Genomic DNA, 24940 nt, shown 5'->3' on the forward strand with positions numbered 1-24940 from the left:
ACTGAGACGCGGGTCCTAAAAAACGGGTGATCGGGCGACCTCACCGAAACCACTGCGACGGGAGAAATAGGCAAACGATGCAACGTTTGCCGCTGCTGGCGCTCATAGAGGTAGGCAATAGCGCAGACAGGATTGGCTTGAGGATGCTCATATCGCTTTAGGCGTTCTTCTCCAATCCACCTTAAAGAGGGAGTGACTGAACAGATGACGACCCCGGACAAGCAGTATGTGGAGTGGCTGGTCGAGCAGTCGATGCTCAATGCCGCCAAGCAGCGCGCCAAATTGTATTCGGGGCAGGGCAGGCTCTGGCAGAGGCCTTATGCGCAGACTCGTCCCCGAGATGCCTCGGCCATTGCATCGGTCTGGTTCACCGCTTACCCGGCATCGATTGTGACCCGTGAGGGCGGCTCTGTGTTGGAGGCGCTTGCCGATGAGACGCTGTGGCACGCCTTGTCCGAAATCGGTATTGATGGCATTCACAACGGCCCACTCAAAACCTCCGGTGGTTTGCAAGGGCGTCTTCGTACCCCCAGCATTGATGGCAACTTCGACAGGATCAGTTTCGAGATCGACCCAGAGCTGGGCACCGACGCGCAATTTCAACGTTTGAGCCGCATCGCCGCTGCGCACAACGCCGTCATCATCGACGATGTGATTCCTTCTCACACGGGCAAAGGCGCTGATTTTCGTCTGGCTGAAATGGCCTACGAAGACTATCCAGGCCTTTACCACATGGTCGAAATCAGGGAAGAAGACTGGCACCTGTTGCCTGACATTCCGCAAGGTCGGGATGCGGTGAACCTCACGCCGGAAATCGTCGATTTTCTCAGAGACAAGCATTACATCGTGGGGCAGTTGCAGCGGGTTATTTTCTTCGAACCGGGCATCAAGGATACCGATTGGAGTGCCACACCGGTGGTCCAGGGCGTGGACGGAAAGGACCGGCGCTGGGTGTATCTGCACTATTTCAAAGAAGGGCAGCCATCACTCAACTGGCTGGACCCAAGCTTTGCCGCACAACAGATGATCATCGGCGATGCGTTGCATGCCATCGATGTCATGGGCGCACGGGTATTGCGTCTCGACGCCAATGGTTTTCTCGGGGTCGAACGCAAGGCCGAAGGCAATGCCTGGTCAGAGAGTCACCCGTTGTCGATCACCGGCAATCAACTGCTGGGCGGGGCCATTCGCAAGGCGGGAGGCTTCAGCTTTCAGGAGCTGAACCTGACCCTGGATGACATCGCTGCCATGTCCCACGGCGGCGCCGATCTGTCCTACGACTTCATCACCCGACCGGCTTACCAGCACGCGTTACTGACCGGGAATACTGAGTTCTTGCGGCTGATGCTGCGTCAGGTCCATGTGTTCGGGATTGATCCTGCTTCGCTGATTCACGCGCTGCAAAACCATGATGAGTTGACCCTTGAACTGGTGCACTTCTGGACGCTGCACGCCCACGATACTTATCACTATCAGGGGCAGACCTTCCCTGGAAACATCTTGCGCGAACACATCCGCGAAGAAATGTACGAACGGCTGGCAGGGGAACACGCGCCCTACAATCTCAAGTTCGTTACGAACGGCGTGTCCTGCACCACGGCCAGCATTATCACTGCAGCCTTGGGTATTCGCGATCTGGAGGCGATCACAGATGCCGACATTCAGCAGATCCAGCACATTCATTTGTTGTTGGTGATGTACAACGCGATGCAGCCGGGTGTTTTCGCCTTGTCCGGCTGGGACTTGGTGGGCGCGCTGACGCTGCCAGCCGAGCAGGTGCAACATTTGATGCAGGATGGCGATACGCGCTGGATTCATCGGGGGGCTTACGATCTGGTCGACCTCGACCCTGACGCGGAGTTTTCGGCTGGCAACATGCCGCGTCCGAAGACGCTGTACGGCAGCTTGGTCGATCAATTGCAGCGGCCGGACTCCTTTGTTTCTCAGCTCAAGAAAATACTGGCTGTGCGGCGCGCGTACGACATCGCCGCGAGTCGCCAGATTTTGATCCCTGACGTGCAGCATCCAGGTCTGCTGATCATGGTTCACGAACTGCCAGCCGGGAAGGGCACCCAGATCACCGCACTGAACTTTAGTGCTGAACCCGTCGTCGAGACCTTGCATCTGCCCGACATCGCCCCCGGCCCGGTCGTTGATATCATCAATGAACGAGTCGAGGGGGATCTGACCGAGCAAGGCGAATTCACCATCACCCTGGACGCTTATGAAGGCCTCGCGTTACGGGTAGTGAGCACATCGCCGATGGTTTGAGGATGACCGGCCGGCTTCGCTCCTGCGGTCCATAGGTTTACTGACCCTTGGGACGCTCTGGCGCCGTTTGCCCAAACAGGATTTTCTTGCCGTCCTCGGTGACGGCGGGGCGGCTAGAGAAGGGTTCGCCTTTGGCGTAAGCCCGTATCGTCGCCGGACGGGCTTGCACGGCTTCAAACCAGCGGCGCAGGTTGGGGAAGTCGTCAAGGTTCTGTTGCTGTTGTTTCCATGGGACAACCCAAGGGTAGGATGCCATGTCAGCGATGGTGTAGTGCTCGGCGGCAATAAACTCCCGACCGGCCAGACGACGGTCGAGCACGCTGTACAGCCGCTTCGTCTCGTTGACGTAACGGTTGATCGCGTAAGGAATTTTTTCGGGCGCATAGAGACCGAAGTGATGGTTTTGTCCGGCCATGGGACCCAAGCCGCCTACTTGCCAGAACAGCCATTCAGACACGGTTTTACGACCGCGGACGTCGCTGGGCAGGAATAGTCCGGTCTTCTCCGCGAGGTACATCAGGATGGCGCCAGATTCGAAAATCGTTATCGGCTCACCGCCGTCTGCAGGTGCAGTGTCGATGATGGCGGGCATTCTGTTGTTGGGCGAGAAAGCCAGAAACTCTGGTTTGAACTGATCGCCCGCGCTGATATCGACCGGGTGGAGGGTGTAATCCAGCCCGGCCTCTTCGAGAAACAGGGTGATTTTATGGCCATTGGGGGTGGGCCAGTAATAGAGCTCAATCATGGCGGATGCTTCCCATTGCAGTGGTGTGATGGTCGAGTAGGGCAAGGGCTGGACGCACCAAGCCTTCCAGCAGGTCTCGCTCTGGCCGTGCGCGGGCGAGGACGCGAATGCCCAGCAGGACGCCCAGAAGCAGGCGTGCCAAGTCATCGGCAGGCTGTGAGGTGGAAATTGCCCCGGTGTGCTGACCCGTTATCACGCAGCGGTGAAAAAAAGCCTCTATCTGCGTGAAAACGTCGGCAATGGCACGTTGGAACCCCGGGTCAAGGGGGGAGGCTTCGAGCGCCCCGTTCACTAGCATGCAGCCTTTGTTCTGCGGATCGTTCAGGGACCGTTCGATGATTTCGCTAAAGAATGCGCCAATCGCTTCACGCGGGGGCAGCTTCTCCAGACGATTGATGCGTTCAACCAGGCGTTGTTCCAGGTAGTGGTCCAGCGCGCGCCGATACAGTGAACGTTTGTCACCGAACGCGTTGTAAAGGCTGGCGCCCGTGATCCCCATTTTCTGGGCAAGGTCGCGAATCGAGGTGGCTTCATACCCCCGTACCCAGAAGCATTGCACGGCTGCATCGAGCACTGCGGCTTCATCAAATTCTCTTGGTCGAGCCATCTCGCTGTTCCTCGGCATCAGGTGGACAAAGCCGTTGCCCCTTTGTCCTTTCCGAACTATTCTAAATCAATCGTTCTAAAACGCAAAGGCGAGGCATCTAGCGTGCTGCACTGGGTAATCTTCGCGATTAACGTGGTGGTTGCTGTGTGGCGATAGCGTCGCTGAAAACTTCCCTCGCACGCGCCATAAGGGCTGAACGCCATGATCCGCTTCTATTTCCACCCGACACCCAACCCGGCCAAAGTCGCACTGTTGCTTGAAGAGCTGGGCCTTGTCTATGAAGTCGTGCCGATCGACACCAGCAAAGGCGAGCAGCACACCCCCGAGTTCCGCGCCATCAATCCGAATGGCAAGGTGCCAGCAATTGTTGACACCGAAGGACCGGGTGGCGGCGATACCAGGGTGTTCGATTCGAGCGCCATCTTGCTCTACCTCGGTGAGAAAACCGGACGCTTTATCGGCACGCCTGTTGATCGTCCCGAGCTGCTGTCGTGGCTGTGTTTCATAGGCACGGGCCTGGGGCCATTCTCGGGGCAGGCTGTGCATTTTCAATACGCAGCGCCGGATGACAATGAGTATGCAGTTAATCGTTATCGCCGCGAGATCGAGCGGCACTATCAGGTGCTGGATGACCGTCTGACCGGACGCGACTACATCGTGGGTGATGATTATTCGATCGTTGATATGTCAGCCTGGGGTTGGCTGGATCGAGCGCCCCGCGTGATGAAAGGCGAAGCCGATCCGCTGGCTGCTTTTCCAAACCTCAAACGATGGTTCCAGACAATCGATGCTCGCCCGGCGGTGCTTCGAGCGCGAGCCGTCGGCAAGGACCATGCGTTCAAGAAAGAGTTGGATGAACAGGCGAGGCGTGCGCTTTTCCCCTCGAATTACTTGAAAAGCGCGGATTGAAATGTGCTTGTTGGCACTTCACGTTTCCTCTGGGCTCCGGCTCAGAGGGGCCCGACGCTCAGTCCACTTTTGGTCTCGCTGAATGCAATTCCTTGGTACCCTGTTTCGCCGCCGCAATAAGGTGAAAGACGCGAGTCCTGAAACCATGCATCCATGACCCTGTTCCCTGCCGCGACGTATTCAACCTATTAATTGCCTCTGGCGTGCGTGCTCCATGGCTATCAACTTCGACCTGAATGATCTCCAGGCTTTCCGCGCCGTGGTGGAAAAAGGCAGCTTTGGCAAGGCTGCCGAAGCGATTCATATTTCTCAGCCGGCCCTTAGCCGACGTATCGAAAAGCTTGAGGACGCGTTGGGCGTCAAGCTGTTCGAACGCACCACACGCCGCGTCAGCCTGACCATGGTAGGGCGGGCGTTCGCACCGCGTGCCGAACGTTTGCTCGACGACCTCGACGACGCATTACTGGGTATCAGCGATGTCGCATCGACACGCATGGGCCATGTCACGATCGCGTGTGTGCCGTCGGCGGCTTATTACTTCATGCCGCGGGTGGTCGCTCGCTATCACCAGCTCTACCCGAAAATCAGAGTAAAGGTGCTCGACGCCAGCGCTCACGACGTACACGACGCGGTGGTCAGTGGCGAGGCCGACTTGGGCCTAAGTTTCATGGGTAATCTGGATGTCGGGCTTGAGTTTGAGTTATTGGTACAGGATACCTATGTGCTGGCCTGCCGCCGCGACCATGTTTTGGCGAGTCGCGATAGCGTGACGTGGCGCGAGTTTTTTGAGCACGATTACATTGCGGTGGATAAAACGTCAGGCAATCGCTTCCTGCTCGATCAGTCGCTGATTCACATTAAACCGGCGCGGCCGAGTGTCTGCGAAACACGGCATGTGGTGACGATGCTGGGGTTGGTCGAGGCGGGCCTGGGAATTGCTGCCGCGCCAGCGATGGCGATGCCTACCGCCGGGCATCCGATTTTAATGAGTGTGCCGCTGACCGAGCCGCAGGTGACGCGTAGCGTCGGCTTGATCAAGCGTCGGGGGCGCACGTTGACGCCAGCAGCGCTGGAGCTGGAGCGGCTGATTGTCGAGATGAAAGCGCTGCCGCCGCCAGTCCAGGGGCCGACGGCGGCGCATTAAGACTGCGTGCCGTCAGTTATGGCTAACGGAATCAAGCCCGGTCGCACGTACCTCTGGTTGGACGCCAGGTGATGCAAGGTAGTCGAGCAAGGCCTTTGCTTGCTGCGGATACTGGGCATCAACAGGGATCCCTGCGGCGAAGCGCGTGACCGACTGCAGTGACTCCGGGATCTTGCCAATGAAGGTCACGCCGGAAACCGGCAGCAGTTCGCTGACCTGCTGGAATCCCAGTTCGTAGTCGCCTGTTGCGACCACTGAGGCCACCGGGGTTTTCGGAATCATCGTGGATTTGGGCTGCAATTGGCTTTCGATTCCCAGGCGCTTGAACAGTTGATCCTGGATATACACCCCGCTGGCACTGTCGGAGTAAGCGACTGAGCGAGCCTTGAGCAAGACCACCTTGAACTGGTCTTCGGACGCGATTTTCGGCGTATCGGCCCCGGCGCGCACAACGGCCCCAATTCTCGAATCAGCAAGCTCGACCCGTGAGCCAGGTATCACTTTGCCTTGCTTGATTAAATCATCGAGTGCATACCCGACCATGATCACCACGTCAGCTTTTTCACCGCGCTCAAGTCGATTGGGAATGGCTTCAGGCGCCTTGCCCATGGATGGACCCAGTGTGGTATCCAGCGTATTGCCTGTGGCTGCGGCGAATTTTGGGCTAAGTGCCTTATAGGCAGCGGTAAAACCGCCGGACGTCATTACGTGGATTTCGGCGGCGTGTACAGCCGCCGTCATACTCAGGCTGCCGAGCAATACCCATGCGGCAAATTTCATACACAGTGCTTTCATAAACTATTTCTCCACGCCGGGACGTAAGGGCTATTACACCGCAAGGCGTAGTTGCACGGCTTTGCTACGGTACAGAAACAGGGTCGCGGACAACGCGCAGACGGCGGCAAAACTCATCCAGTAGCCAGGTGCTGCCTTGTCACCAGTGAGGTGGATAAGTGCCGTGGAAATGGCCGGAGTGAAGCCGCCGAATACCGCAGTGGCAAGGCTATAGGCCAAGGAAAAACCGGCGACGCGAACTTCAACGGGCATGATTTCGGTCAGGGCCGCAATCATTGCGCCGTTGTACATGCCGTATAGAAAGGACAGCCACAACAGCGTTTCCAGCATGTGGCCGAAGCTGGGCGCCTGGGCCAGAAATGACAGGGCAGGGTAGGACGTAACAATGGCCAGCGCGGCCATGGTCACAAGCACCGGTCGCCGCCCGACGCGGTCAGACAGCGCGCCGCCGATGGGCAGCCAGATGAAGTTAGAGACCCCCACCAACAGCGTCACCATCAAGGCATCGGCGGTGCTCAGGTTGAGTACGGTCTTGCCGAAAGTAGGCGCATAGACGGTGATCAGGTAAAAAGCCGTGGTGGTCATCGCGACCATCAGCATGCCTGCGACGACGGTCCCCCAGTTCTGCATCAAGGTATTGAACACTTCACGCATGGTCGGGCGGTGTGTGCGCGCAGAGAACTCTTCGGTTTCCTCAAGCTTGCTGCGCAGGACGAAGATGAACGGGACGATCAGACAACCTATCAGGAAGGGCACGCGCCAGCCCCAATCGGCGATCATCGATGACGGCATCCACTGGTTCAAGGCGAAGCCTAGCCCGGCAGCGACGATGATCGCGACCTGCTGGCTGGCCGACTGCCAACTGGTGAAAAAGCCTTTTTTACCGGGGGTCGCCATCTCGGCCAGGTACACCGAAACGCCGCCCAGTTCTGCGCCTGCAGAGAAACCTTGAAGTAAACGCCCGATCAGCACCAGGGCTGGCGCCAGCAGTCCGATGCTCTCGTAGCCCGGTACCAGCACGATCAGAATGGTGCCGCTGGCCATGATCGACAGCGTGACGATCAGTCCCTTGCGGCGGCCGACGTCATCGATATAGGCACCCAGAATGACTGCACCCATCGGGCGCATGAGAAACCCCGCGCCGAACACGGCGAAGGTCATCATCAACGATGCAAATTCGCTGCTCGCCGGGAAAAAGGCGGCTGCGATATAGGTGGCATAAAAACCGAATAGGAAGAAATCGAACTGCTCGAGAAAGTTGCCTGACGTTACCCGGAAAACCGCACCTGCTTTGGAACGGGCGGACGCTGTTACGCTTTGAGTTGAGCCCATCTACTTGTCTCCCGACACTTTTATGCATGCACCTGGCGTGCACGATTGTTATAGGAGCGAATAGTGTCTGAGAGGGACTGAGTTGAGAAATGCATAGTTCGCATTCATTGATGCGTCATGCGTATAAATGATTTGAATGAGTTTGGCGCTGGCATCCCGGATCGGGTAACGCTGGGCCGGGATGCCTTATGTGGCAGGGCGCAGTGTCAGACGCCAGCTTTCATCAGTGCTGCACACGCGGTTTTATACGCCTCGTGCTGATATTTATTCAGCGAGGCGGCCAGTGCAAAGTCATGTTTTTTATGTTGAGCGCTGACGGTTTGCGGCGACACGAGGGACACCTCGCACTGATTCAGGAGCTGTAGAACCCCTTCGATTTTGAAGGTGGTCGGGCCACCCGCGAATTCGCCTTTTTTGCTGCGTTTTTTGATCGCGATGTGGTCGATACCGTTGTCACGAACAAACGCCTCGACGAGGGTCGCGAACGCTTTGACGTTCGACGACTCGTCATCGTCCTCAAGGGCGATTTTTTTTGTGGTCAGAGGCAGATGTTCAAACGCGTTATTTTGAAGCGTGGCGACAGCGAAAATGGCTTCGCTGCCTTTGATTTCGATACCGCAGATCTTCATGTGGCTGCCTTGCGCAGGTTTAAAGGCAGCCATCTTCTTCTCTTTTTTCAACGATGGCTAACTGATAAACACTCCGCGCGCCATGCCTGCGGCTGCCACGAGTATGACGATGATCAGACCCACTTCGATGTGGCTGATTCGGGAGTACAGCAGGGCGCGCCGGGTATCGATAGGGGTGCCATTTTTAAACGCATTGCGCCACTTGATCAGGGCAACCATGGGCGCGATTTCAAGCAGGATGATTGCAATGAACGCCGTCATTTTCAGGTGAAACAGCGGTTGATGCAGATAGTAGAAGGTTCCCTTTTCAAGCCCGCCAAATGCACGCAACGCCCCGGTCACCAGCAGCACGGCTACAGCGATACCCCAGAAGTTGTCGGCCACAAACACATCCCTGAGCTTGGAGGGATTGGTGCGGCTGAGCCGGCGCAAAGATCTTCCACGGCTGAGTACTGCTCCCAGTGCAACGCCGTATGCCAGCAGATGCAGTGTTGCCAGGAACCATTTGAAGAGCATGGTTGTGAATCTCCATTCGTGACGATAAGAAAGCAATCCATCCAACAGCGGGTATTCGAGTCGTAGATTACTGTTCGAGATTTTGCCCGAACCCCACGCTGTTTCGGGCTTTTATTGAGAGGAAACAAGCACGGCCGGCGAGTTCGCAAGTGTCCTTGATTACTCTTTCGACTGAATCCCGGCCTGCCTCATGGTCAGGTTTTTCTGATTCTTGTATTGCACGGCAACTTGCGGGGCCGGGTTGCTTTTCCCTGTTTCCATCCAATTGCGCAAACGAGTCGCATCGGCGAAGTGAGTGTATTTGCCGAATGCATCGAGAATCACCACCGACACCGGCCGATTGGCCATCGTGGTCAACAACACCAGGCAGTGGCCGGCTTGATTGGTGAATCCGGTCTTGGTCAGGGTGATGTTCCAGTTGGATTTTCTGATCAGGTGGTCGGTGTTGCTAAAGCCCAGGCTGTAGGTGGGCTTATGGAATGTCACGGTTTTTTCGGGGGTGGTGCTCAGTTCGCTCAGCATGGGGTATTTGCGTGAGGCGAGTACCAGTTTGGTCAGGTCGCGGGCGGTGGACACGTTGTAGATGGACAAACCGGTTGGCTCGACATAGACCGTGTGCTTCATGCCCAGCGCCTTGGCCTTGGCGTTCATCGCCAGGATGAAGGCGTTATAGCCACCTGGATAACTGTGGGCGAGGCTCGCAGCGGCCCGGTTTTCCGAGGACATCAGGGAAATCAACAGCATGTTCTTGCGGTCCAGCTGGCTGCCGAGCTTGACCCTGGAGAACACACCTTTCATTTCCTTGGTGTTGGTGATCGACACCGGAATCATTTCGTCCATGGGCAGTTTCGCGTCCAGCGTCACCATGGCCGTCATCAGTTTGGTCACTGAGGCGATAGGAACGATGATGTCCGGGTTGCTCGAATACAGTACTTTGTCGGTTTGCAGGTCAACCACCATGGAACTGCCCGAGGCCAGGTGAAGTTGTGAAGGGTCGCGATTAAGAGGGGCGGGTTCATTTGCTAACGCGCTCTGAGAGAGTGCGGCGCCTGTACATACAAATAATAGGCTCAGAATGGAATGACGAATTTTCACGAGCTGGGCTCACTAATAATGGAATATGCCGTTTAGCACGGGGTCTCTACGAAAACACTTCATTTTATGAGCACGCTCCGGGCGCTGTCGATGGGTCTTGTCAGTTGAATTGAGGTTTAAAGCAGCTAAGCGCTTTTATAGGTGAAAAAACCACGATTGCTAACCAAAACCAGCAATAGACATGGTGTCTGACGAGCACACCGATTAGCATCCTTTGCAGTTAATGCCACGTGTTCTCAAACGACTCAGGAGTCGCGCAATGCCCAAGGATTTTATCAGCAAGGATTACCTCGCACTGGTAATAGTAGCGGCTATGGTTGCAGTGCTCTTGCTTGGGATCGGTTTTTTTCAGAAATCTGCGGATTGGGCGGGTTGGATTCAGGCGACCGGTCTTATCGTTGGTTTGATAGTGGCGATAGCGGTGCCGGGCATTCAGAAAAAGCAGGACGCCGCGAGCCAACACAAACTGATGCGTGAGCGGGAGGTGGGGTACGCTCGCCGACTGCAATACTTGTGCGGCGAGCTCAATGAGCTGCTGGCAAAAATCAATATTAACCTGACGCATCTTCGCGCTACTGACAGGCATCGCCTGCAACATACCCTTCAGGATTTCCTGCATCGCTTATTCGAATCGCATAAGCGTGATCTGAATGATGACCGTGTGGTGATTGCTCACGAACTGCGGCAGGTGGCTAACGAGCTGGTCGATGAGCTTGAGAGCGGCCGTGCAGACCGGGTGGTCATGATGAACCTGGATAAACGCCTGCAAAAACTGGCGCACCGGACTCAGGTCAATGCGGCAATGGCTGAACGTCTCTGATCAGGCTTTTTTCGACGCATAAAAAAGCCCACATCAGGGATGCGGGCAAGGGGATGTGCGGAGCAACGCACGATGTCAGGGCAACACTATTCGTTAAAACGGGTATTAAAATCAGGCAGCCAGCATCAGGCGTTCATCTGGCCCGTGTCGAACTTCTCGGACAAGGCCTTGGCCGCTGGCAGGGAGGCAAAGGGGCCGCTGATGGGTTCGCCGTCCTGTACCAGGTACCAGCAGGCAAGCAGGCCGCAGGCTCTGAGCGGGGCTGGAACTGCGCTACCGACTACCGACATGATTTGAACCTTGGTCATAAATACCTCCATCAATCTATGGCGCTACTCTACGGCGCCCTGCGAGCAAGTGATAATCACTGCTCTCGATAGTGGACATTGATGATAACGAGGTTCGTTACGGTTATTGCCGTTGCGCGTCCGTGACTGATCAGTCGACGACCTGATCGAGCATTGCCATCACTTCGTGATTGTTCAGAAGACCTTTTTCAACCAGATTCTGTGCCAGCAAGGACAAAAACTTTGCGCTGCGATGACCTTCGAGGCTCTTGAGCTCGGTCAGTGCGCAATACACTTTGTCCGATGTGCACAATCCCTCCGCATGATGGGGATGCTGAGTTGGCATAAGGGCGTCCTTATTGTTATGAAGGCTGGTGTCGCTGAACGAGCGTTGCTGAAGAGCACCGGATTCACGACGATGACGTCAATAATGACGGACTCAAGCAAACACGCTGTCCCCCCAGCGACCTCCATCGAACTGATGTAGACGCTAAAAAAACAGCCCCGCCTTTTTGGGGGCAGGGCTGTTTTTCAGAATGTTACCAGCGCCCTGGGCCGTCACCCCGGTAGCCCCGTTCATCCCTGTCATGACCATAATAGCCATGAGGACGACCGTAGTAGCCTGGCGGTGGGCCGTAATACCCAGGGCGATAATAAACCGGGGCTGGCGCCACTACGACCGGCTGGTAGTACACAGGTGGCGGCGGTGCCTGATAGTAAACCGGTTGTGGTGCATAGACCGGTTGCGGTTCCACATAGACTGTCCGGGGTTGGTTGGATGACATCACGGCACCAGCCACGACGGCCCCGACCACGGCGCCTACCACTAGACCTGGACCACCCCAACCGCGCCCGTCGGCTGACGCTTGGCTTGCGATGGCTAGGGCACCTAACAACAAGGCAACCTTGGGGATGTGACGAATCATGAGTATTCCTCGGCTTTCAACCCCGTTGTCGCGAGCCTGCGTTACGCTCAGGCACTGCCACGGGATACTACTAAGACAGCGGTTTCGGAGAAATCTGCGAATCGCGTGAGTAAAGATTGTGTAAGTGTGTCCGGCGGCTATTATCCCGGACTTGCACGCGTTGGCAAAGGCCATTCTATAAGCCGCAGGGCAGGGTTATTCCAGCTTTGCCAAGCGCTCTTCCAGCGCCGTAATCCGCGCTTCGAGTTCGTCCAGACGCTCTGTCGAGGCGGACCCGCCACTGGCGCGTTCGGGCTGATTTTGTCGAGCCGCGAGAATAGCCTCGATGTCTTCCGGGTCACCGAGTGAGTGCATGTATCGATCTTCACGCTGGCCGGATTGACGCGGCAACAGCGTCGCCAGCCCTCGGGCAATCAAGCGCTCCAGTTGATGGGCGACCTGCTCGATATCTTCAAAGTCGTGCATGCGGTTGCTGCGAGTGAGCAATTCATTGACCGTTTGCGGGCCGCGCAGGAACAGCAAACCACTCAAGATAACCTGTGCGGGCACTAACTCCAGGGCTTTATCGACGCGGTGTTCCCAGCGATCAGCACGGCTGCCCATCACCAGCCGTGTCAAGCCACGGCCTTCGAGGGCGCGCAGACTTTGGCCGACCTGGCCCTGGGTCAGGCTCATCACCGGTTCGCGGCTGGTTTTTTGATTGCAGGCAGTGACCAGCGCATTAAGGGTCAAAGGGTAGGTTTCGGGGTTGGTGGCCTTTTTTTCGATCAGGCAGCCGAGGATGCGAACTTCCACATTGTTGAGTTGCAGCTTATCGGCGGAGTCGGTAGACACGGGCTCGGTAGACATGGCGCTTTCCCTGGGCGTTTGAAGGCAACTAGCCTAGGGGCTTGGTGATATAAAAGACAAGCCGCTTTCGTGTGGCCTCCATGACTATAATCACGCCACCTTCAATCCAGGATCTGCCATGACTATTTCCCTGTACGCCGCTTCCGTCCCGGTTTTCAAACAAATGCTCACTGCTTTGAGTGACGTATTGGCCAAGGCTGAAGCTCATGCCACAGCAAAAAACATTGAGCCTGACGCCTTGCTGCAAGCTCGCCTGTTCCCGGATATGTTCCAATTGATCCGTCAGGTACAAATCTCCGCTGATTTCGCCAAAGGCGTATCGGCCCGCCTGGCGGGTATAGAACCACCGAAGTTTGATGACACTGAAAAAACCTTTGCCGACCTGCAAGCTTTGATCGCCAAGACCCTGGCTTTTATTGGTAGCGTCAGCCCTGAGCTGATCAATGGCCAGGAAGATCGCGAGATCGTCACGCGTCAGGGTACGCCTAAAGAGAAGCGCTTTGACGCTCAGACCTACCTGTTGGGCTATGGTCTGCCGCAGTTCTTCTTCCACGTCACCACGACCTACGCCATCCTGCGCCACAACGGCGTTGAAGTCGGCAAGCGCGACTACATGGGCGCGTACTGATTCGTTGAATGACCTGTTGGATTGACGCCGAGCCGTTGCACGAGATGTTTCGTGCAGCGGCTTTTTTATGCTTCGTGTCACGCGTAGATGTATTTACCGACAGATCGGTCCTTATGGCCTGATCTGCTTCGTTGTTCTGGAGTTTTCATGTTGTTGCCTATTTTGCTGTTGTCGGCTGCCGGTTTTACGGTACTGACCACAGAGTTCGTCATCGTCGGCCTGTTGCCTGCGATAGCCCGCGACCTGGATATCTCGGTGTCTCAGGCCGGTTTGTTGGTGACGTTGTTTGCGTTCACCGTGGCCGCTTTCGGGCCTTTCCTGACGGCGTATTTTTCGCGCTTTGAGCGCAAGCGCCTGTTCATCACCATTTTGATCATGTTCGGTTTTTCCAACCTGTTGGCGGCATTGGCACCCAACATTGCCGTGATGGCGGTTGCGCGACTGATTCCCGCGCTGGGGCTGCCGGTGTTTTGGGCGCTGGCCAGTGAGACAGCGGTGGATATTGTGGGGCCGGAATACGCCGGGCGAGCGATTTCAAAGATTGGCTTCGGCATCGTCTGTGCGACGGTGTTTGGCATCCCGGTCGGGACATTGATTTCTGATGCCTGGGGATGGCGTAGCGCGTTCGCCATCCTGGCGGTGGTAGCGTTCGCCAAAGCATTGCTGTTGTTGATCTACCTGCCCACGACGAATAAGCACAAAGAGCCGGTTTCATTGCTGGGGCAGTTCAAAATCCTGCGTAGTCCATTGATGCTCGGCCATGTGCTGTTGTCGGTGCTGGTGTTCAGCGGCATGTTCACGGCTTATACCTACCTGGCGGACATGCTGGAGCGTCTGGCCGGGTTCAATGGCACGGTGGTGGGCTGGTGTCTGATGGGGTTTGGCGCGGTAGGCCTGCTCGGTAACTCGTTGGGTGGGCGCATGGTTGACCACCACCCACTGATTGCCAGTCTGTTCTTCAGTGCGTTCATGATCACCGGCATGGTGGCCGTGGTGCCTAGCATGCATTCGACGCTAGGCCTTGGCCTGGCGTTGGCCGTCTGGGGTATCACGCAGGCAGCGTTGTTCCTCGTCAGCCACGTTCGGTTGATGAAGGCGGCCCCCCATGCGCCCGCTTTTGCGGCTTCGTTGAACATTGCCGGGGCGAATCTGGGGATTGGCATTGGCGCGATCATCGGTGGGCAGGTAATCGACAGTTTCGGTCTGGGCAGTCTGGGCTTTGCGGCGGCGGGGATTATTTTACTGTCGATTCTGCTGGCGCTGCTGTTGATGTCCGCCAGGCCCGTACCTGTTTGTGCTTAATCAGAGTGGGTGAATAACCCGCGTCGAGCGCCCTCGGTAATGGCAACAATCCCTGGGTGCTTGACCTTGCGTTCGACCGAAATTGCGTAGAAAGACTCGGTTACGGCGTCGGTCTGACCGATCATTTGCACCCCGTATTGCGCCTGAACTTCATCGGCAATCACGCTAGGGGCGATGAAAATCCCGCTGCCGGATTTGCCGAAAGCCTTCATCAGCGCGCTGTCGTCGAACTCGCCGATAATCCGTGGTTGCACGTTTTGCTCGGCAAACCAACGCATGAGGCGGTTGCGGACCACGGTTTCCTGCCCCGGAATCAAGAGTGGCGCGCCTTGCAAACCGTGAGGGAAATTCGGACCATAGCGCTCGGCCAACGCCTGAGTCGCGAAAAAGCTGATCCCGCATTCGCCCAGCTTCTGGCTATAGCCTTTGATGTCCAGGTGCGAAGGCATTGGGCTGTCGGAGATCACAAGGTCCAAGCGCTGGATGGCCAGATCTGCCAGCAAGCGCTCGAGTTTGTCTTCGCGACAGGTGATGCGGACTGGCTCAGCCAGCGCCATGGTCGGCGCAATCAGCCGGTACACAATCGACTTGGGCACCACATCCGCAACCCCGATGCGAAACAGGATTTGCTGCTCATTGGGCTGGGCGCGAAGCAGCGCTTCCAGCTCACCTCCGAGCTGAAACATTTGCTCGGCATAGGGCAGGGTAAGGCGACCTGCTTCGGTTAACTCCAACTGCCTGCCCACCCGGCGAAACAAGTCGACACCGAAGGTTTGCTCCAGCAGGCTGATTTGCCCGCTGATGGTCTGCGGCGTCAGGTTCAGTTGCTCGCTAGCCCTTACGATGCTGCCGGTTTTGGCCACGACCCAGAAGTAATGCAGCTGTCGATAATTAAGCATGAGCCGCCCGATTCGTAAAAACCGAAGTATACATGGCAAAAATACGAATTTTGCTGATGTGTTTGTCTCCCTAGAATGCAGCGCTATCGCCGAGTCTCCTTACGCACCCGGCAACTCATTCAATGTTTCAGGCTGAATCAGGGCTCACTCACATGGAATATCTATTACAACTGGCTTCAAGCCCTACCGCCTGGATCGCTTTGGCGACGCTGGTGGTAATGGAAATCGTGCTGGGCATCGATAACCTGATCTTCATCTCGATCCTGACCAACAAGCTGCCAGAGCATCAACGTGCCAAAGCGCGGCGTTTGGGGATCGGCATGGCTCTGTTCCTGCGTCTGGGCCTGCTCAGCACCATCGCCTATATCGTGCAGTTGACTGAGCCGGTTATCGAACTGTTTGGGCAGGTGTTCTCCTGGAAAGACATGATTTTGATTGCCGGTGGTCTGTTCCTGTTATGGAAAGCGACGACCGAAATTCACCACAACGTCGAAGCCAGGCATGAAGACGAGAAGGTGGCTTCTTCAGGCGTCACACTAGGCTTGGCTGCCGCCATCGGCCAGATTTTGATACTTGATATGGTGTTTTCCATCGACAGCATCATCACTGCCGTGGGCATGACCGAACACTTGCCGATCATGGTCATCGCTGTGGTGGCTGCCGTTGTGGTGATGCTGGTTGCGGCAGAGCCGTTGGCCAAGTTCATCAATGACAATCCAACCGTGGTGATGCTGGCGCTGGGCTTCTTGATCATGATCGGCATGACACTGATCGCCGAGGGCTTTGGTGCGCACGTTCCGAAGGGCTATGTCTACGCGGCGATGACGTTCTCAGCGGTAATCGAAGGTCTGAATATGCTGTCGCGCAGGTCGAAGCTCAAGGCGAAGTTGAAGGCCGCGGCTGTCTGAGTGCGAGGGTTTGTTGCGGGTGAAAGTCCAAGGGTCGGTGTGGAGTTTTCCATTACCGACCTTTTTTCAACGCAGGCGGAAGGAATTTGAAGTGGGATGATCGTGCCGGGGCTCAGTACTTGTGGGGTTTCCGTGTTCGGCTTCACGGTGATGATGCCGGCGAGAAATGCGCATCACTCCCCACAGCATGGCTGAGGCGACTGCCAGCCAGGCGGCTATCAGCATTGCAATTGTTATTTCCGGGCCCATACGTGCCTCCGCTGTTTTCAGCGCCTCTGTGCATCTGACTGACAGTCTAGTACTGCGCATGTTTCCAACAATTGACTAATGGTCTGCAACGCATGATCGATTTGATCTATGCAAGGCAAAAGTCTGCACTAAATGAGCTATGCCGAAGGCTTGAGCCGCCCTATGATCAGGGTCCGAGCCGGGTCGCGGATTGCCCGGCGTTTGTTGAAGTGAGTGAAAATGCTGCTGGTATTACCTCGAATTCTTGCCGCTCGCTCGAAGCGGATGTACCTGGCCCTTGCGCTTCTATCGACCTTGACTGCCTGTGCTGGCAGCGTGGCCCCCGGGATCCAGCGTTTACCCGATCGGGTTGAGCTCAATTCGGTACCGTTTTTCAAAGGTAACGTTTACCAAAGCGGGCCAGGGGTATTGGCCAGCATGTTGTCGCAACAAGGGGTGATTATCACGCCTGGATTGCTGGACAAGCCCCTGCATTTGCCTGGTGGCGAAGCCAAGCTCGAGCCAAACATGCAGGCCGTGGCGCGTGGGTACGGATTTATGGTCTATCCCCTGGATGGGGAATTACAGGACCTGCTGACTCAGGTGTCGGCGGGATACCCCGTCATGCTGCGTTACACCGATGGTTCGGCCTGGTGGGCGGAACCCCGTTACGCAGTGCTGATAGGCTACAACCGCAACAAACAGACGGTCCTGCTGCACTCGGGCATGAACCGTCGTCAGTTGATGAGTTTCAGCAGCTTTACTTCTGCCTGGAAAGACGCAGGCAGTTGGGCTGTGCTGGTGCAAGGTCCGCGGCAGATCCCGGCGCAAGTCGACCAGCCGCGCTGGCTGAACGCGGCGAATGATTTGACCCAGGCTGGACAAGCGCAAGCGGCCGGCGAAGCGACCAAGGCATTAAAGGCGCGATGAATCGCACCGACTGAAATAATAAAACGGCGCCCTCGGCGCCGTTTTTGTTAGATGGCTGCTCAAAAGCCAAACTTGTCCCGCAGGGCGTAGTACCAAGCGCCCAGCGCCGTTAACGGCGTGCGCAACAACTGGCCGCCGGGGAAGGGATAGTGGGGCAGGTCGGCAAAGGCATCAAAACGTTCAGCCTGCCCACGCAACGCTTCGGCCAATACCTTGCCGGCCAGGTGGGTATAGGTCACACCGTGACCGCTGCAGCCTTGCGAGTAATAGATGTTGTCGCCCAGACGCCCGACTTGTGGCAAGCGCGACAGCGTCAGCAGGAAGTTTCCGGTCCAGGCGTAATCAATTTTTACGTCCTTGAGCTGCGGAAAGGCTTTAAGCATTTTCGGCCGGATGATCGCTTCAATGTTGGCCGGGTCCCGCGCGCCGTACACCACGCCGCCACCAAAAATCAGGCGTTTGTCAGCGGACAGTCGATAGTAGTCGAGCAGGTAATTACAGTCTTCGACGCAATAGTCCTGCGGCAACAGCGTCCTCGCCAACGCCTCACCCAGCGGCTCGGTGGTGATCACCTGAGTACCGCAAGGCATCGACTTGGCGGCCAGTTCCGGCACCAGATTACCCAGGTAAGCGTTGCCGGCGACGATGACAAACCTGGCTCGGACTCGACCGTGTTCGGTATGCACGACTGGATTGGCGCCGCGCTCGATTCGAATCGCCGCCGACTGCTCATGAATCACACCGCCCAGCGACTCCACCGCCGCAGCCTCGCCCAGCGCCAGGTTCAAGGGATGGACGTGGCCGCCGCTCATGTCGAGCATGCCGCCGATATACTCATCACAGGCCACCACCTCATGAATGCGGCGCTTGTCCATCAGTTCCAGCTGGGTGTGCCCGTATCGCTCCCAGAGCTTCTTCTGCGCTTCCAGATGGCCCATCTGGTTGTTGGTGATGGCTGCAAACACGCCGCCATCCTTCAGGTCGCATTGAATCTGATACTTGGCCACCCGATCACGAATGATCGCGGCACCTTCAAATGCCATTTGACCCAGCAGTTGCGCCTGCTTGGGCCCGACAGTGCGTTCGATCACGTCGATGTCGCGGCTATAGCTGTTGACGATCTGTCCGCCATTACGCCCCGATGCACCAAAGCCGACTTTGGCAGCCTCAAGCACCGTCACACGAAACCCGTGCTCCAGCAAAAACAGCGCACTGGAAAGCCCGGTATAGCCTGCGCCAATCACGCAGACATCGGTTTCCACCTCACCTTCCAGTCGAGGGCGCTCAGGCACCGCGTTCGCAGACGCTGCGTAATAAGACTGTGGGTAAGGAGTGTTCGCCATCCTGCAACCTCTGTTTTATATTTTTTACGGATACCGAGATGCTACCTGAGAAAAAAAACCTCGACCAGTGAGCTGTAAGATCACAGGCAGAGGACGATCCGTAAAAAATACGCATATTCATGGAGTTAGCGCGAAAAAGGTGTTGACACACATCCATATATCCGTAGAATGCCGACCCACAGCAGGCGCGTAGCTCAGTTGGTTAGAGCACCACCTTGACATGGTGGGGGTCGCTGGTTCGAGTCCAGTCGCGCCTACCAAACAAAATCCGCTCCTGCTGGCGGTCTAGAAGGGTCAATCGAAAGGTTGGCCCTTTTTTGTTGTTGGCGTTTGGAAAAACTTTGGAAATATTTTGGAAAAACGAACCAGCGGTATCAGTATTTCAAGTCTGCTCCGACGGTCTGGTATTCGATAGTCTTCTCTGTGTGTCCCTCCTGATAATGCCGCGTCATCTTCGCATCCGAATGCTCTAGAAGTGCCTGGACGTATTCCTCAGGAAACTCTTGCTGCTCGTAAAGCCATGAGCCCAAAGCGCGAATTTCGTGGAAAGTGGGTCGCTCAACCGGCTCAATGTAATCGTAAGCATGCGCGGCGTCTCTTGCCTTGGTGAGCTTGAAGAGCAGGGACGGGATAAGGTCTTTGTCAGCCATCTTGTAATCCTCCATGAAAAGAAGAAGGCGTAGCAGCAGACAACAAAAAGCCCGCGCGCGGCGGGCTATCTGTCGAAGGGGGCTGATCCATCAGCTGATTCGATTGTAGGACAATGGATGGCGAAGTGACAGCAAGTCGTCCTGACGTGTCGTTATTGCCATCTACTTATCAGAGAGCGACAGCTGCATGAGGGCAGTGGATCGTTCTTGGCCAGGCTAAATCACTCGGTGATTTGGGTCGGTTAGTGAGTATTCGCCTTGATGATCAGCCCCGTACCGATTTCTTTCGTGTACCCAAGCAGCACGTCCTCAGCCTCATTGAAGCTTTGAACCAGCTTCAGGATCGCCTTAGCCTCATCCTCAACTCCAGCCTTGCTCAATGGAGAATCCTTCTACTCTCTCCAATCCTGATTCGATCAAGCGCCCGGTTTAATGCGTCCAAGGCGTCGAGGAGAGCTTTCGCCTCAGCCTCTCGACCATCTCCCCAAAGGCGTTCCGCCATTTTGTTCAGGGCCTGGATAGAGCGCTCAATTTCAGTAGCAGTCACTGCAACTTTACTTTCCGGTTGTTTCTTCGGCATTCAGTAACCCTTCTGCAGGGCATTGCTTTGTCTTTCAATTTTTAGCGCGAATACGTCGCCCGCCAAAATGCTTGGGCTAGGATCGCGAGCTATTCAGCCTTCCCCCGCACAATCCTTCCCGCCTTCACCTCATCCGCAAGCGCTGCCAGCCGATCTGCTTCCTCATACAGCTTCGCAATTAGCTTTAGCGCAGCGACAACATCGGCATCCCCGCAGCTCTTGGTGATTTCGAGTACTTCAGACGCTGCCTGCTCCAGGCTCAGCGCCGCGTCTTTGAGTTCGCGCTTCAGCTCTTGTGTTGGCTTGTTGAGCCCCATGTCGACCTCCTGAAAGTCCCCAGTGCGCCAACTACTCAGCCTTGCCCTGATCCTCGCTGCCCTTTTTGGCGGCATCAGCAAGAGCCCTCAGTTGGGAGGAGGTGTAAAGAAGTTGGTTTATCAGGTCTGTTGATTCTGTATCAATTAACCCTTCAGCTTTCCTTAGCTCGCTCAAGCCTTTTGCAGAAAACTCGAACTCTTCCGCGAGCCTAGAAAGCTCGGAAATCATGTGTGCTCTGGCAATCTCGGTGCTCACAACCACGCTCCTGATTTTACAAATCGCCACACCGCTCGCGCTTATTTGAACAGGGCGCGCTGCCATTGGTGTTCGCCGATGATAGCTATAGGGGAGCCGGCTTGGCGTAGCTCTGCAGCTTTCATGATTTTCACCCCATAACTACTGTGACGCCACTGCTCATTCCCGATACTTCCGACAACCAGAGAGTGGATTTTCTTGCTAACGCCACCTCCAATAATTCCGCCGCGCTCCTCTACCAGTGTCTGACAGTCTTTCCGTGGACCGTAGGCGCGGCGTTCAGGGAACGACCTAGATACCCATGCAGCATCTCACTATGAACCCTATACCGTTATAGGTGCTCCATTTCTTGGCTGCTCAACTGATCTGATATGTGTAGTCATTATTTCATCCAAATGGATATTTATTTTCTCTTGGTTTAATCCAAATGGATATTGATCAGTGATGTCATTGCGCCAGTATAATGGCGCCATTGTTATATCCAGGGAATGGCGTTGATGAATCTGGGCATGCGATTAAAACTCGAGCGTGAAGCGTGTAGCCTGACCCAGAGCGCCGTTGCTGCCATTGGTGGCATACAACCCAATGCGCAATTACTCTATGAAAGCGGAATGAGGTGTCCGAGGGCTGACTACCTGAGCCGATTGTCTACTACGGCTATCGATGTGCTGTTCGTCGTGACGGGCAAACGAACGCCGTATGCTGTTGCTGAACTTTCTGCTGATGAATATGCACTTATTAAGTTTTTACGGACTGCGGACTTTTTCGATAAACACGCCGTAGAACATATTATAAATAGATTAGCCGTGACCTTGCGAAATAAGAGTCATGACTAATTTTAAGTTTCACATGTTCCTGGTGTTATTGGCTGGGTCGTTCCTGGCTTTGCTGTGGGCTATGGCCAATTTCCTTTAGAAACCCTCAGGACTGACTTCAAGGTCAGCGATGGGGCTCATTGATGGCTTTATGCGTTGGCGACACGGATTCAGATGCTCCGTACAGCATATCGGGCGTGGGCATCATGTTTCCGGCGCTTTGGGGCTGGGTCATGCGCTGACAACAACCTTTTCCGAGTGCCTATAAAAAATAGGGGTTGTGTTCGGTCGGCAGGATACCAGTGAGGGGCTACTACTGTATGAAAATGCAACGCTAAGCTATTGATTCTTATCGCGTGTATTGGGGATTTTTGGCTAGTTGATAAAATATATATTTTCTTTTATATTCAATAGGTTAGGTGTGGATAGAAGTCACCTTGATATGGTTGGGGTCGCTGGTTCGAGTCCAGTCGCGCCTACCAAACAAAATCCGCTTCTGCTGGCGGTCTAGAAGGGTCAACCAAAAGGTTGGCCCTTTTTTTTTGTTGGCGATTTGCACAACGTTTGCAAACCCTCCCACCTCAAAATCAAAATGCCAAATCCGCACCCACATCTACGTATTGCTGCTGACACTAATAAGCGGCTCGCTGATCATGTACCGAAGTTTAGAGCCAAACTGCAGCAGGAGCCCAAGAGGTACAGAAGGGTATAACCCATAACGTTAGTTAGCGAGATAGGGGGGGAGGTGTTAACGCGAGGATGATGACTATAATTGCATTCTGTTCTTTTTCGCCCAGCATTCTAAAAGCCATTAACCCCGTGTATTCCATTTCTGAAAGGGCAACAGTTTCAATGGGGGTCTTATTCCCAGTGACGACGTACAGGAGGTCAAGGCCATACCCTGCCAAGGCAGCCAGATAGTCGGCTCTAGGAATTCGGAACCCCTTTTCATAATGCGCCTGAGCATTAGCCTCAACACCGCCAAGGTCTGCAAGCTGGGATTGTGTTAACCCTAATCTTTTCCGTTCCGATCTCAGTCTGGATGCCAGTGTTGGCATATGAGTGACTCCATTCGGTTGTTTGTATTCATACGAATTCACGTTGATATCAGTATGCCACTATTGCTTTCCGGCCATGTTGCTTAATACCTGGCGGAAACCGGTCACGATCTACGATAAAGGTATAAATTTTGTATTCGGATGATCACTTTGGTTATATGTCTACAGCCTTCGTCAGATAGGCAGGCGAGAGCGAGTGAGTACCAAGTCGAGAGTGTTCCGCGCTCAAACATTGATTTATCGTCCGAGGCGTCAGGTTTGATCCCTGAATTTTAGATTTCTACATTCCGCGAACACGCTTAGCCCGTCAGGCCCAAGGCCATCCACTGCCTGCTAAGCTCTGAACATAGACGAAAGTATTGCTTAAATAGCACCAAACGACCGTTGGGCCGCTGATTCCAGATGGGATAGATTCCGACATATGCATGCCACAGGACAGTCTCATGAACCCCCTACGCACACGAGAGGAGGCAAAGCGTTGGATTATCAGCCAAGGGATTTCAGTCAAAGATTTCGCTGAAGCTCGCCACCTCGACCTCGCTTCCACCTATCAGGTTCTAAGCGGTGCTAAACAAGGACTACGCGGCAAGGCTCATGCAGCGGCTGTAGCGCTAGGCATCAAACGGAGTGCCAGTGAAGACGAATAGCCCACTTGATCACTATTAAACATTTATAGGTATGAGCCAGTTTTGGCGCAGTGGCTGTGCCCGGTAGAATGGGGAGACTTCACACTCCTGCGGTGGAAACTGATGCGAAGAGAAATTGGTTACTGGGATCGAGAGGGGCGGGAGCTGTTTTATTACCTGGAGTTCAAGGCAGAAACAGCGGAGTTCTTCATCACCTGCGAGCACACGCCGCGCGATGGTGAGGGAAGCGTCAGGTCCATACCGCTGAGTGAGGCCCGCGGTGAACGCTACTACGATGACGCGTTGCTGATTATCAAAGAGGAGCTTTTCAAGAATTACACAATCTGAGCGTGCTTCCAGATGCTCAACTATATTCCTGCGGCCCTACGCGTCCAGGAGGCGGCGATCTCCCTCGTGCATCACCGTGCTGCCGTTGAGCACTCACGCTGTTGCACGCGTTGATCAACGTGCGAGCGTATGGCCGAACGGAACGCTGAAACCGGCGGCGTTACGGTGGCCGCCACCGCCGTATTGTTGAGCGATTGCCGAGACATCCTCGCCCGCGTCGGAGCTGCGCAAGCTGAAGAATCGGCCGTCCGGTGTGTCCCAGTAGCAGGCGGCGAAGGGCTCGCCCGCGCACATCAGGTGCCCGGCATCGCTGGTCAGCGTGTACGGCAGGTTTGCCACCGGCACGTCATGGCCGCCGATTACCATCCGGCGTTTGGTCACGCCGACCAATTCCGCAACATCCTTTTGCAGCTTGCGCTCGATCGCGATGCCGTCTGATCGAAGCAGGGTTAGATCAGACTCGATCAGCGTGTCCCAGACGTCGAAGTCATAGGGGTAACTGAAGACGCTGGCCTGTATCTCGCGGGTACCGTCCAGCTTGAACAGCCACAAGTCCCGGTCCTCAATATGGTTGATTAGCGCGGGGCGAGGCGTTTCTGGAAAGAAGAAGTCCCAGGCAATGCCGGCGCCCGAGCGGTTCATATCAAACAGCGCGCCTATGTGGGGGGCGCCCGAGCGGATGCATTTGCTCCGGCAATCCGTTTGGAACTGTCCATAGGTATCGCCAGCGAACGGCAGGGACTTGAGGTCGCCCTGTGCCGTCTTATGGTGGTCCAGGATCAAAACAGACGCCGCCGCTTCGCCCATCGCCATCAATACCTCGGCAGGGTACGAAAAATCCACGATGACGACATGTTTGCCCGCAACGTCCGGCACCGGTTTGCCGTAAATGCCAGCATGAAACTCGATATCGGCGCCCAAGGCTTTGCGCACAACCCAAGCAGCGCCGAAGCCGTCGGCGCAGTGACCGTGGTAAATGCAAAGGGTGGGGCGCTGATTATTGGGCATGGAGGGTTCTCGTCTGGCGACACCGGCTTTAAGTATTGTAAGTGAATACCCGGCAGTGATGGCGTGCTGTGTTCGGGTGCGTACGCCTTGGCGCTGCAATCCAAGCTTGATGTGGCCAC

At 55.5% G+C, this 24940-nt stretch carries 32 protein-coding genes, 2 tRNA genes and 1 pseudogene; 13 read left to right on the forward strand and 22 right to left on the reverse strand.

Annotation, left to right across the window (positions count from 1 at the left end; translation table 11 throughout):
• The first annotated feature begins 204 nt into the window (after positions 1-204).
• A complete protein-coding gene (gene treS / locus AC1MEA_RS17670) occupies positions 205-2271 on the forward strand; it encodes a maltose alpha-D-glucosyltransferase (protein WP_480416932.1) in 2067 nt (688 codons plus the stop codon).
• A gap of 37 nt (positions 2272-2308) precedes the next feature.
• Here treS and AC1MEA_RS17675 read toward each other — a convergent pair whose 3' ends face one another.
• Together AC1MEA_RS17675 and AC1MEA_RS17680 are read right to left on the reverse strand one after the other, a co-directional pair.
• Complete coding sequence (locus tag AC1MEA_RS17675) at positions 2309-3016, reverse strand: glutathione S-transferase N-terminal domain-containing protein (protein ID WP_480416933.1); 708 nt, start codon at positions 3014-3016, stop codon at positions 2309-2311.
• The gene (locus AC1MEA_RS17680) at positions 3009-3623 is read right to left on the reverse strand and encodes a TetR/AcrR family transcriptional regulator (RefSeq protein WP_480416934.1); all 615 of its coding nucleotides are present in this window, start codon (positions 3621-3623) and stop codon (positions 3009-3011) included. Before AC1MEA_RS17680 ends, AC1MEA_RS17675 begins: the two co-directional genes overlap by 8 nt.
• A 201-nt stretch (positions 3624-3824) precedes the next feature.
• Here AC1MEA_RS17680 and AC1MEA_RS17685 point away from each other — a divergent pair, with 201 nt between their 5' ends.
• A complete protein-coding gene (locus AC1MEA_RS17685; protein ID WP_480416935.1) occupies positions 3825-4532 on the forward strand; it encodes a glutathione S-transferase family protein in 708 nt (235 codons plus the stop codon).
• A gap of 214 nt (positions 4533-4746) precedes the next feature.
• The gene (locus tag AC1MEA_RS17690) at positions 4747-5676 is read left to right on the forward strand and encodes a LysR family transcriptional regulator (RefSeq protein ID WP_480416936.1); all 930 of its coding nucleotides are present in this window, start codon (positions 4747-4749) and stop codon (positions 5674-5676) included.
• Positions 5677-5688: 12 nt separating this feature from the next.
• Here the strand turns inward: AC1MEA_RS17690 and AC1MEA_RS17695 are convergent, their stop codons facing one another.
• The 5 genes from AC1MEA_RS17695 to pbpG all read right to left on the reverse strand — a co-directional run bounded on the left by AC1MEA_RS17695 (position 5689) and on the right by pbpG (position 10043).
• The gene (locus tag AC1MEA_RS17695) at positions 5689-6471 is read right to left on the reverse strand and encodes a substrate-binding domain-containing protein (RefSeq protein WP_480416937.1); all 783 of its coding nucleotides are present in this window, start codon (positions 6469-6471) and stop codon (positions 5689-5691) included.
• A 33-nt stretch (positions 6472-6504) separates the two neighbouring features.
• Positions 6505-7803: an MFS transporter gene (gene tcuC, locus AC1MEA_RS17700; protein ID WP_219063125.1), complete on the reverse strand. Its 1299-nt coding sequence runs from the start codon at positions 7801-7803 to the stop codon at positions 6505-6507.
• 206 nt (positions 7804-8009) lie between these two features.
• Complete coding sequence (locus AC1MEA_RS17705) at positions 8010-8432, reverse strand: DUF3010 family protein (protein ID WP_480918168.1); 423 nt, start codon at positions 8430-8432, stop codon at positions 8010-8012.
• Between the two features lie 57 nt (positions 8433-8489).
• The gene (locus AC1MEA_RS17710; protein WP_219063124.1) at positions 8490-8948 is read right to left on the reverse strand and encodes a DUF2214 family protein; all 459 of its coding nucleotides are present in this window, start codon (positions 8946-8948) and stop codon (positions 8490-8492) included.
• Between the two features lie 159 nt (positions 8949-9107).
• Positions 9108-10043 (reverse strand): D-alanyl-D-alanine endopeptidase, encoded by a 936-nt coding sequence (gene pbpG / locus AC1MEA_RS17715; RefSeq protein ID WP_449634542.1) that lies wholly within the window; start codon positions 10041-10043, stop codon positions 9108-9110.
• Between the two features lie 259 nt (positions 10044-10302).
• On the opposite strand from pbpG, the gene AC1MEA_RS17720 reads away from it, so the two are divergent.
• Complete coding sequence (locus AC1MEA_RS17720) at positions 10303-10863, forward strand: hypothetical protein (RefSeq protein WP_449634543.1); 561 nt, start codon at positions 10303-10305, stop codon at positions 10861-10863.
• Between the two features lie 125 nt (positions 10864-10988).
• Here the strand turns inward: AC1MEA_RS17720 and AC1MEA_RS17725 are convergent, their stop codons facing one another.
• From AC1MEA_RS17725 to AC1MEA_RS17740, 4 genes are all read right to left on the reverse strand, one after another.
• On the reverse strand, positions 10989-11171 hold the full coding sequence (locus AC1MEA_RS17725) for a hypothetical protein (protein ID WP_219063121.1): 183 nt from the start codon (positions 11169-11171) through the stop codon (positions 10989-10991).
• Positions 11172-11301: 130 nt separating this feature from the next.
• Complete coding sequence (locus AC1MEA_RS17730) at positions 11302-11496, reverse strand: hypothetical protein (protein WP_219063120.1); 195 nt, start codon at positions 11494-11496, stop codon at positions 11302-11304.
• A 193-nt stretch (positions 11497-11689) separates the two neighbouring features.
• Positions 11690-12076 carry a hypothetical protein gene (locus tag AC1MEA_RS17735; protein WP_322178646.1) on the reverse strand — a complete coding sequence of 129 codons (387 nt, stop codon included), beginning with the start codon at positions 12074-12076 and terminating at the stop codon, positions 11690-11692.
• 195 nt (positions 12077-12271) lie between these two features.
• Positions 12272-12925, reverse strand: coding sequence for a YceH family protein (locus AC1MEA_RS17740; RefSeq protein WP_219063118.1), 654 nt, complete (start codon positions 12923-12925; stop codon positions 12272-12274).
• A 118-nt stretch (positions 12926-13043) separates the two neighbouring features.
• Between AC1MEA_RS17740 and AC1MEA_RS17745 the strand changes: the two genes are divergently transcribed.
• Both AC1MEA_RS17745 and AC1MEA_RS17750 read left to right on the forward strand, forming a co-directional pair.
• A complete protein-coding gene (locus AC1MEA_RS17745) occupies positions 13044-13553 on the forward strand; it encodes a DUF1993 domain-containing protein (protein WP_449634545.1) in 510 nt (169 codons plus the stop codon).
• Positions 13554-13700: 147 nt separating this feature from the next.
• The gene (locus tag AC1MEA_RS17750) at positions 13701-14855 is read left to right on the forward strand and encodes an MFS transporter (RefSeq protein WP_480416938.1); all 1155 of its coding nucleotides are present in this window, start codon (positions 13701-13703) and stop codon (positions 14853-14855) included.
• Here AC1MEA_RS17750 and nhaR read toward each other — a convergent pair.
• Positions 14852-15754, reverse strand: a complete 903-nt coding sequence (gene nhaR / locus AC1MEA_RS17755) for a transcriptional activator NhaR (RefSeq protein ID WP_219063115.1) — start codon at positions 15752-15754, stop codon at positions 14852-14854. The genes AC1MEA_RS17750 and nhaR overlap by 4 nt on opposite strands.
• Before the next feature lie 152 nt (positions 15755-15906).
• Here nhaR and AC1MEA_RS17760 point away from each other — a divergent pair, with 152 nt between their 5' ends.
• Positions 15907-16662 carry a TerC family protein gene (locus tag AC1MEA_RS17760; RefSeq protein WP_480416939.1) on the forward strand — a complete coding sequence of 252 codons (756 nt, stop codon included), beginning with the start codon at positions 15907-15909 and terminating at the stop codon, positions 16660-16662.
• Between the two features lie 66 nt (positions 16663-16728).
• On the opposite strand, the gene AC1MEA_RS17765 is transcribed toward AC1MEA_RS17760, so the two are convergent.
• Positions 16729-16911, reverse strand: coding sequence for a hypothetical protein (locus AC1MEA_RS17765; protein WP_480416940.1), 183 nt, complete (start codon positions 16909-16911; stop codon positions 16729-16731).
• A 219-nt stretch (positions 16912-17130) separates the two neighbouring features.
• Here AC1MEA_RS17765 and AC1MEA_RS17770 point away from each other — a divergent pair, with 219 nt between their 5' ends.
• Positions 17131-17820: a PA2778 family cysteine peptidase gene (locus tag AC1MEA_RS17770; protein WP_480416941.1), complete on the forward strand. Its 690-nt coding sequence runs from the start codon at positions 17131-17133 to the stop codon at positions 17818-17820.
• 59 nt (positions 17821-17879) lie between these two features.
• On the opposite strand, the gene AC1MEA_RS17775 is transcribed toward AC1MEA_RS17770, so the two are convergent.
• Positions 17880-19163: an NAD(P)/FAD-dependent oxidoreductase gene (locus AC1MEA_RS17775; RefSeq protein WP_480416942.1), complete on the reverse strand. Its 1284-nt coding sequence runs from the start codon at positions 19161-19163 to the stop codon at positions 17880-17882.
• Positions 19164-19346: 183 nt separating this feature from the next.
• Between AC1MEA_RS17775 and AC1MEA_RS17780 the strand changes: the two genes are divergently transcribed.
• Positions 19347-19423 (forward strand) — tRNA-Val (locus AC1MEA_RS17780).
• 114 nt (positions 19424-19537) lie between these two features.
• On the opposite strand, the gene AC1MEA_RS17785 is transcribed toward AC1MEA_RS17780, so the two are convergent.
• From AC1MEA_RS17785 to AC1MEA_RS17810, 6 genes and pseudogenes are all read right to left on the reverse strand, one after another.
• Positions 19538-19813: a tyrosine-type recombinase/integrase gene (locus tag AC1MEA_RS17785; protein WP_480416943.1), complete on the reverse strand. Its 276-nt coding sequence runs from the start codon at positions 19811-19813 to the stop codon at positions 19538-19540.
• 242 nt (positions 19814-20055) lie between these two features.
• A complete protein-coding gene (locus tag AC1MEA_RS17790) occupies positions 20056-20193 on the reverse strand; it encodes a hypothetical protein (protein ID WP_480416944.1) in 138 nt (45 codons plus the stop codon).
• Positions 20190-20393 (reverse strand): hypothetical protein, encoded by a 204-nt coding sequence (locus AC1MEA_RS17795; RefSeq protein WP_480416945.1) that lies wholly within the window; start codon positions 20391-20393, stop codon positions 20190-20192. Before AC1MEA_RS17795 ends, AC1MEA_RS17790 begins: the two co-directional genes overlap by 4 nt.
• A gap of 89 nt (positions 20394-20482) precedes the next feature.
• The gene (locus AC1MEA_RS17800) at positions 20483-20710 is read right to left on the reverse strand and encodes a hypothetical protein (protein ID WP_480416946.1); all 228 of its coding nucleotides are present in this window, start codon (positions 20708-20710) and stop codon (positions 20483-20485) included.
• A 31-nt stretch (positions 20711-20741) separates the two neighbouring features.
• Positions 20742-20966, reverse strand: a complete 225-nt coding sequence (locus AC1MEA_RS17805; protein WP_480416947.1) for a hypothetical protein — start codon at positions 20964-20966, stop codon at positions 20742-20744.
• A 41-nt stretch (positions 20967-21007) separates the two neighbouring features.
• A pseudogene (locus AC1MEA_RS17810) lies at positions 21008-21238 on the reverse strand (BRCT domain-containing protein); the annotation flags it as partial.
• Positions 21239-21463: 225 nt separating this feature from the next.
• Here AC1MEA_RS17810 and AC1MEA_RS17815 point away from each other — a divergent pair.
• Entirely contained in the window at positions 21464-21802 is a 339-nt protein-coding gene (locus AC1MEA_RS17815; protein ID WP_480416948.1) for a helix-turn-helix domain-containing protein, read from the forward strand.
• 396 nt (positions 21803-22198) lie between these two features.
• A tRNA-OTHER gene (locus AC1MEA_RS17820) sits at positions 22199-22263 on the forward strand.
• A 243-nt stretch (positions 22264-22506) separates the two neighbouring features.
• Here the strand turns inward: AC1MEA_RS17820 and AC1MEA_RS17825 are convergent.
• Positions 22507-22839, reverse strand: coding sequence for a helix-turn-helix domain-containing protein (locus tag AC1MEA_RS17825; RefSeq protein ID WP_480416949.1), 333 nt, complete (start codon positions 22837-22839; stop codon positions 22507-22509).
• A 443-nt stretch (positions 22840-23282) separates the two neighbouring features.
• On the opposite strand from AC1MEA_RS17825, the gene AC1MEA_RS17830 reads away from it, so the two are divergent.
• On the forward strand, positions 23283-23486 hold the full coding sequence (locus AC1MEA_RS17830; protein WP_480416950.1) for a helix-turn-helix domain-containing protein: 204 nt from the start codon (positions 23283-23285) through the stop codon (positions 23484-23486).
• A gap of 42 nt (positions 23487-23528) precedes the next feature.
• Positions 23529-23813, forward strand: coding sequence for a hypothetical protein (locus tag AC1MEA_RS17835; RefSeq protein ID WP_449634556.1), 285 nt, complete (start codon positions 23529-23531; stop codon positions 23811-23813).
• Positions 23814-23927: 114 nt separating this feature from the next.
• Here AC1MEA_RS17835 and AC1MEA_RS17840 read toward each other — a convergent pair whose 3' ends face one another.
• A complete protein-coding gene (locus tag AC1MEA_RS17840) occupies positions 23928-24821 on the reverse strand; it encodes a phosphohydrolase (RefSeq protein ID WP_219062016.1) in 894 nt (297 codons plus the stop codon).
• Positions 24822-24940 lie beyond the last annotated feature (119 nt).

It is taken from the genome of Pseudomonas sp. ASL8 (genome assembly GCF_056680355.1).

What these genes read in the sequence shown, in the direction of transcription:
- treS (WP_480416932.1), top strand. Translation starts at nt 205, where the DNA reads ATGACGACCCCGGACAAGCAGTATGTGGAGTGGCTGGTCGAGCAGTCG.
- AC1MEA_RS17675 (WP_480416933.1), bottom strand. Translation starts at nt 3,016, where the DNA reads ATGATTGAGCTCTATTACTGGCCCACCCCCAATGGCCATAAAATCACC.
- AC1MEA_RS17680 (WP_480416934.1), bottom strand. Translation starts at nt 3,623, where the DNA reads ATGGCTCGACCAAGAGAATTTGATGAAGCCGCAGTGCTCGATGCAGCC.
- AC1MEA_RS17685 (WP_480416935.1), top strand. Translation starts at nt 3,825, where the DNA reads ATGATCCGCTTCTATTTCCACCCGACACCCAACCCGGCCAAAGTCGCA.
- AC1MEA_RS17690 (WP_480416936.1), top strand. Translation starts at nt 4,747, where the DNA reads ATGGCTATCAACTTCGACCTGAATGATCTCCAGGCTTTCCGCGCCGTG.
- AC1MEA_RS17695 (WP_480416937.1), bottom strand. Translation starts at nt 6,471, where the DNA reads ATGAAAGCACTGTGTATGAAATTTGCCGCATGGGTATTGCTCGGCAGC.
- tcuC (WP_219063125.1), bottom strand. Translation starts at nt 7,803, where the DNA reads ATGGGCTCAACTCAAAGCGTAACAGCGTCCGCCCGTTCCAAAGCAGGT.
- AC1MEA_RS17705 (WP_480918168.1), bottom strand. Translation starts at nt 8,432, where the DNA reads ATGAAGATCTGCGGTATCGAAATCAAAGGCAGCGAAGCCATTTTCGCT.
- AC1MEA_RS17710 (WP_219063124.1), bottom strand. Translation starts at nt 8,948, where the DNA reads ATGCTCTTCAAATGGTTCCTGGCAACACTGCATCTGCTGGCATACGGC.
- AC1MEA_RS17720 (WP_449634543.1), top strand. Translation starts at nt 10,303, where the DNA reads ATGCCCAAGGATTTTATCAGCAAGGATTACCTCGCACTGGTAATAGTA.
- AC1MEA_RS17725 (WP_219063121.1), bottom strand. Translation starts at nt 11,171, where the DNA reads ATGACCAAGGTTCAAATCATGTCGGTAGTCGGTAGCGCAGTTCCAGCC.
- AC1MEA_RS17730 (WP_219063120.1), bottom strand. Translation starts at nt 11,496, where the DNA reads ATGCCAACTCAGCATCCCCATCATGCGGAGGGATTGTGCACATCGGAC.
- AC1MEA_RS17735 (WP_322178646.1), bottom strand. Translation starts at nt 12,076, where the DNA reads ATGATTCGTCACATCCCCAAGGTTGCCTTGTTGTTAGGTGCCCTAGCC.
- AC1MEA_RS17740 (WP_219063118.1), bottom strand. Translation starts at nt 12,925, where the DNA reads ATGTCTACCGAGCCCGTGTCTACCGACTCCGCCGATAAGCTGCAACTC.
- AC1MEA_RS17745 (WP_449634545.1), top strand. Translation starts at nt 13,044, where the DNA reads ATGACTATTTCCCTGTACGCCGCTTCCGTCCCGGTTTTCAAACAAATG.
- AC1MEA_RS17750 (WP_480416938.1), top strand. Translation starts at nt 13,701, where the DNA reads ATGTTGTTGCCTATTTTGCTGTTGTCGGCTGCCGGTTTTACGGTACTG.
- nhaR (WP_219063115.1), bottom strand. Translation starts at nt 15,754, where the DNA reads ATGCTTAATTATCGACAGCTGCATTACTTCTGGGTCGTGGCCAAAACC.
- AC1MEA_RS17760 (WP_480416939.1), top strand. Translation starts at nt 15,907, where the DNA reads ATGGAATATCTATTACAACTGGCTTCAAGCCCTACCGCCTGGATCGCT.
- AC1MEA_RS17765 (WP_480416940.1), bottom strand. Translation starts at nt 16,911, where the DNA reads ATGGGCCCGGAAATAACAATTGCAATGCTGATAGCCGCCTGGCTGGCA.
- AC1MEA_RS17770 (WP_480416941.1), top strand. Translation starts at nt 17,131, where the DNA reads ATGCTGCTGGTATTACCTCGAATTCTTGCCGCTCGCTCGAAGCGGATG.
- AC1MEA_RS17775 (WP_480416942.1), bottom strand. Translation starts at nt 19,163, where the DNA reads ATGGCGAACACTCCTTACCCACAGTCTTATTACGCAGCGTCTGCGAAC.
- AC1MEA_RS17785 (WP_480416943.1), bottom strand. Translation starts at nt 19,813, where the DNA reads ATGGCTGACAAAGACCTTATCCCGTCCCTGCTCTTCAAGCTCACCAAG.
- AC1MEA_RS17795 (WP_480416945.1), bottom strand. Translation starts at nt 20,393, where the DNA reads ATGCCGAAGAAACAACCGGAAAGTAAAGTTGCAGTGACTGCTACTGAA.
- AC1MEA_RS17800 (WP_480416946.1), bottom strand. Translation starts at nt 20,710, where the DNA reads ATGGGGCTCAACAAGCCAACACAAGAGCTGAAGCGCGAACTCAAAGAC.
- AC1MEA_RS17815 (WP_480416948.1), top strand. Translation starts at nt 21,464, where the DNA reads ATGAATCTGGGCATGCGATTAAAACTCGAGCGTGAAGCGTGTAGCCTG.
- AC1MEA_RS17825 (WP_480416949.1), bottom strand. Translation starts at nt 22,839, where the DNA reads ATGCCAACACTGGCATCCAGACTGAGATCGGAACGGAAAAGATTAGGG.
- AC1MEA_RS17830 (WP_480416950.1), top strand. Translation starts at nt 23,283, where the DNA reads ATGAACCCCCTACGCACACGAGAGGAGGCAAAGCGTTGGATTATCAGC.
- AC1MEA_RS17840 (WP_219062016.1), bottom strand. Translation starts at nt 24,821, where the DNA reads ATGCCCAATAATCAGCGCCCCACCCTTTGCATTTACCACGGTCACTGC.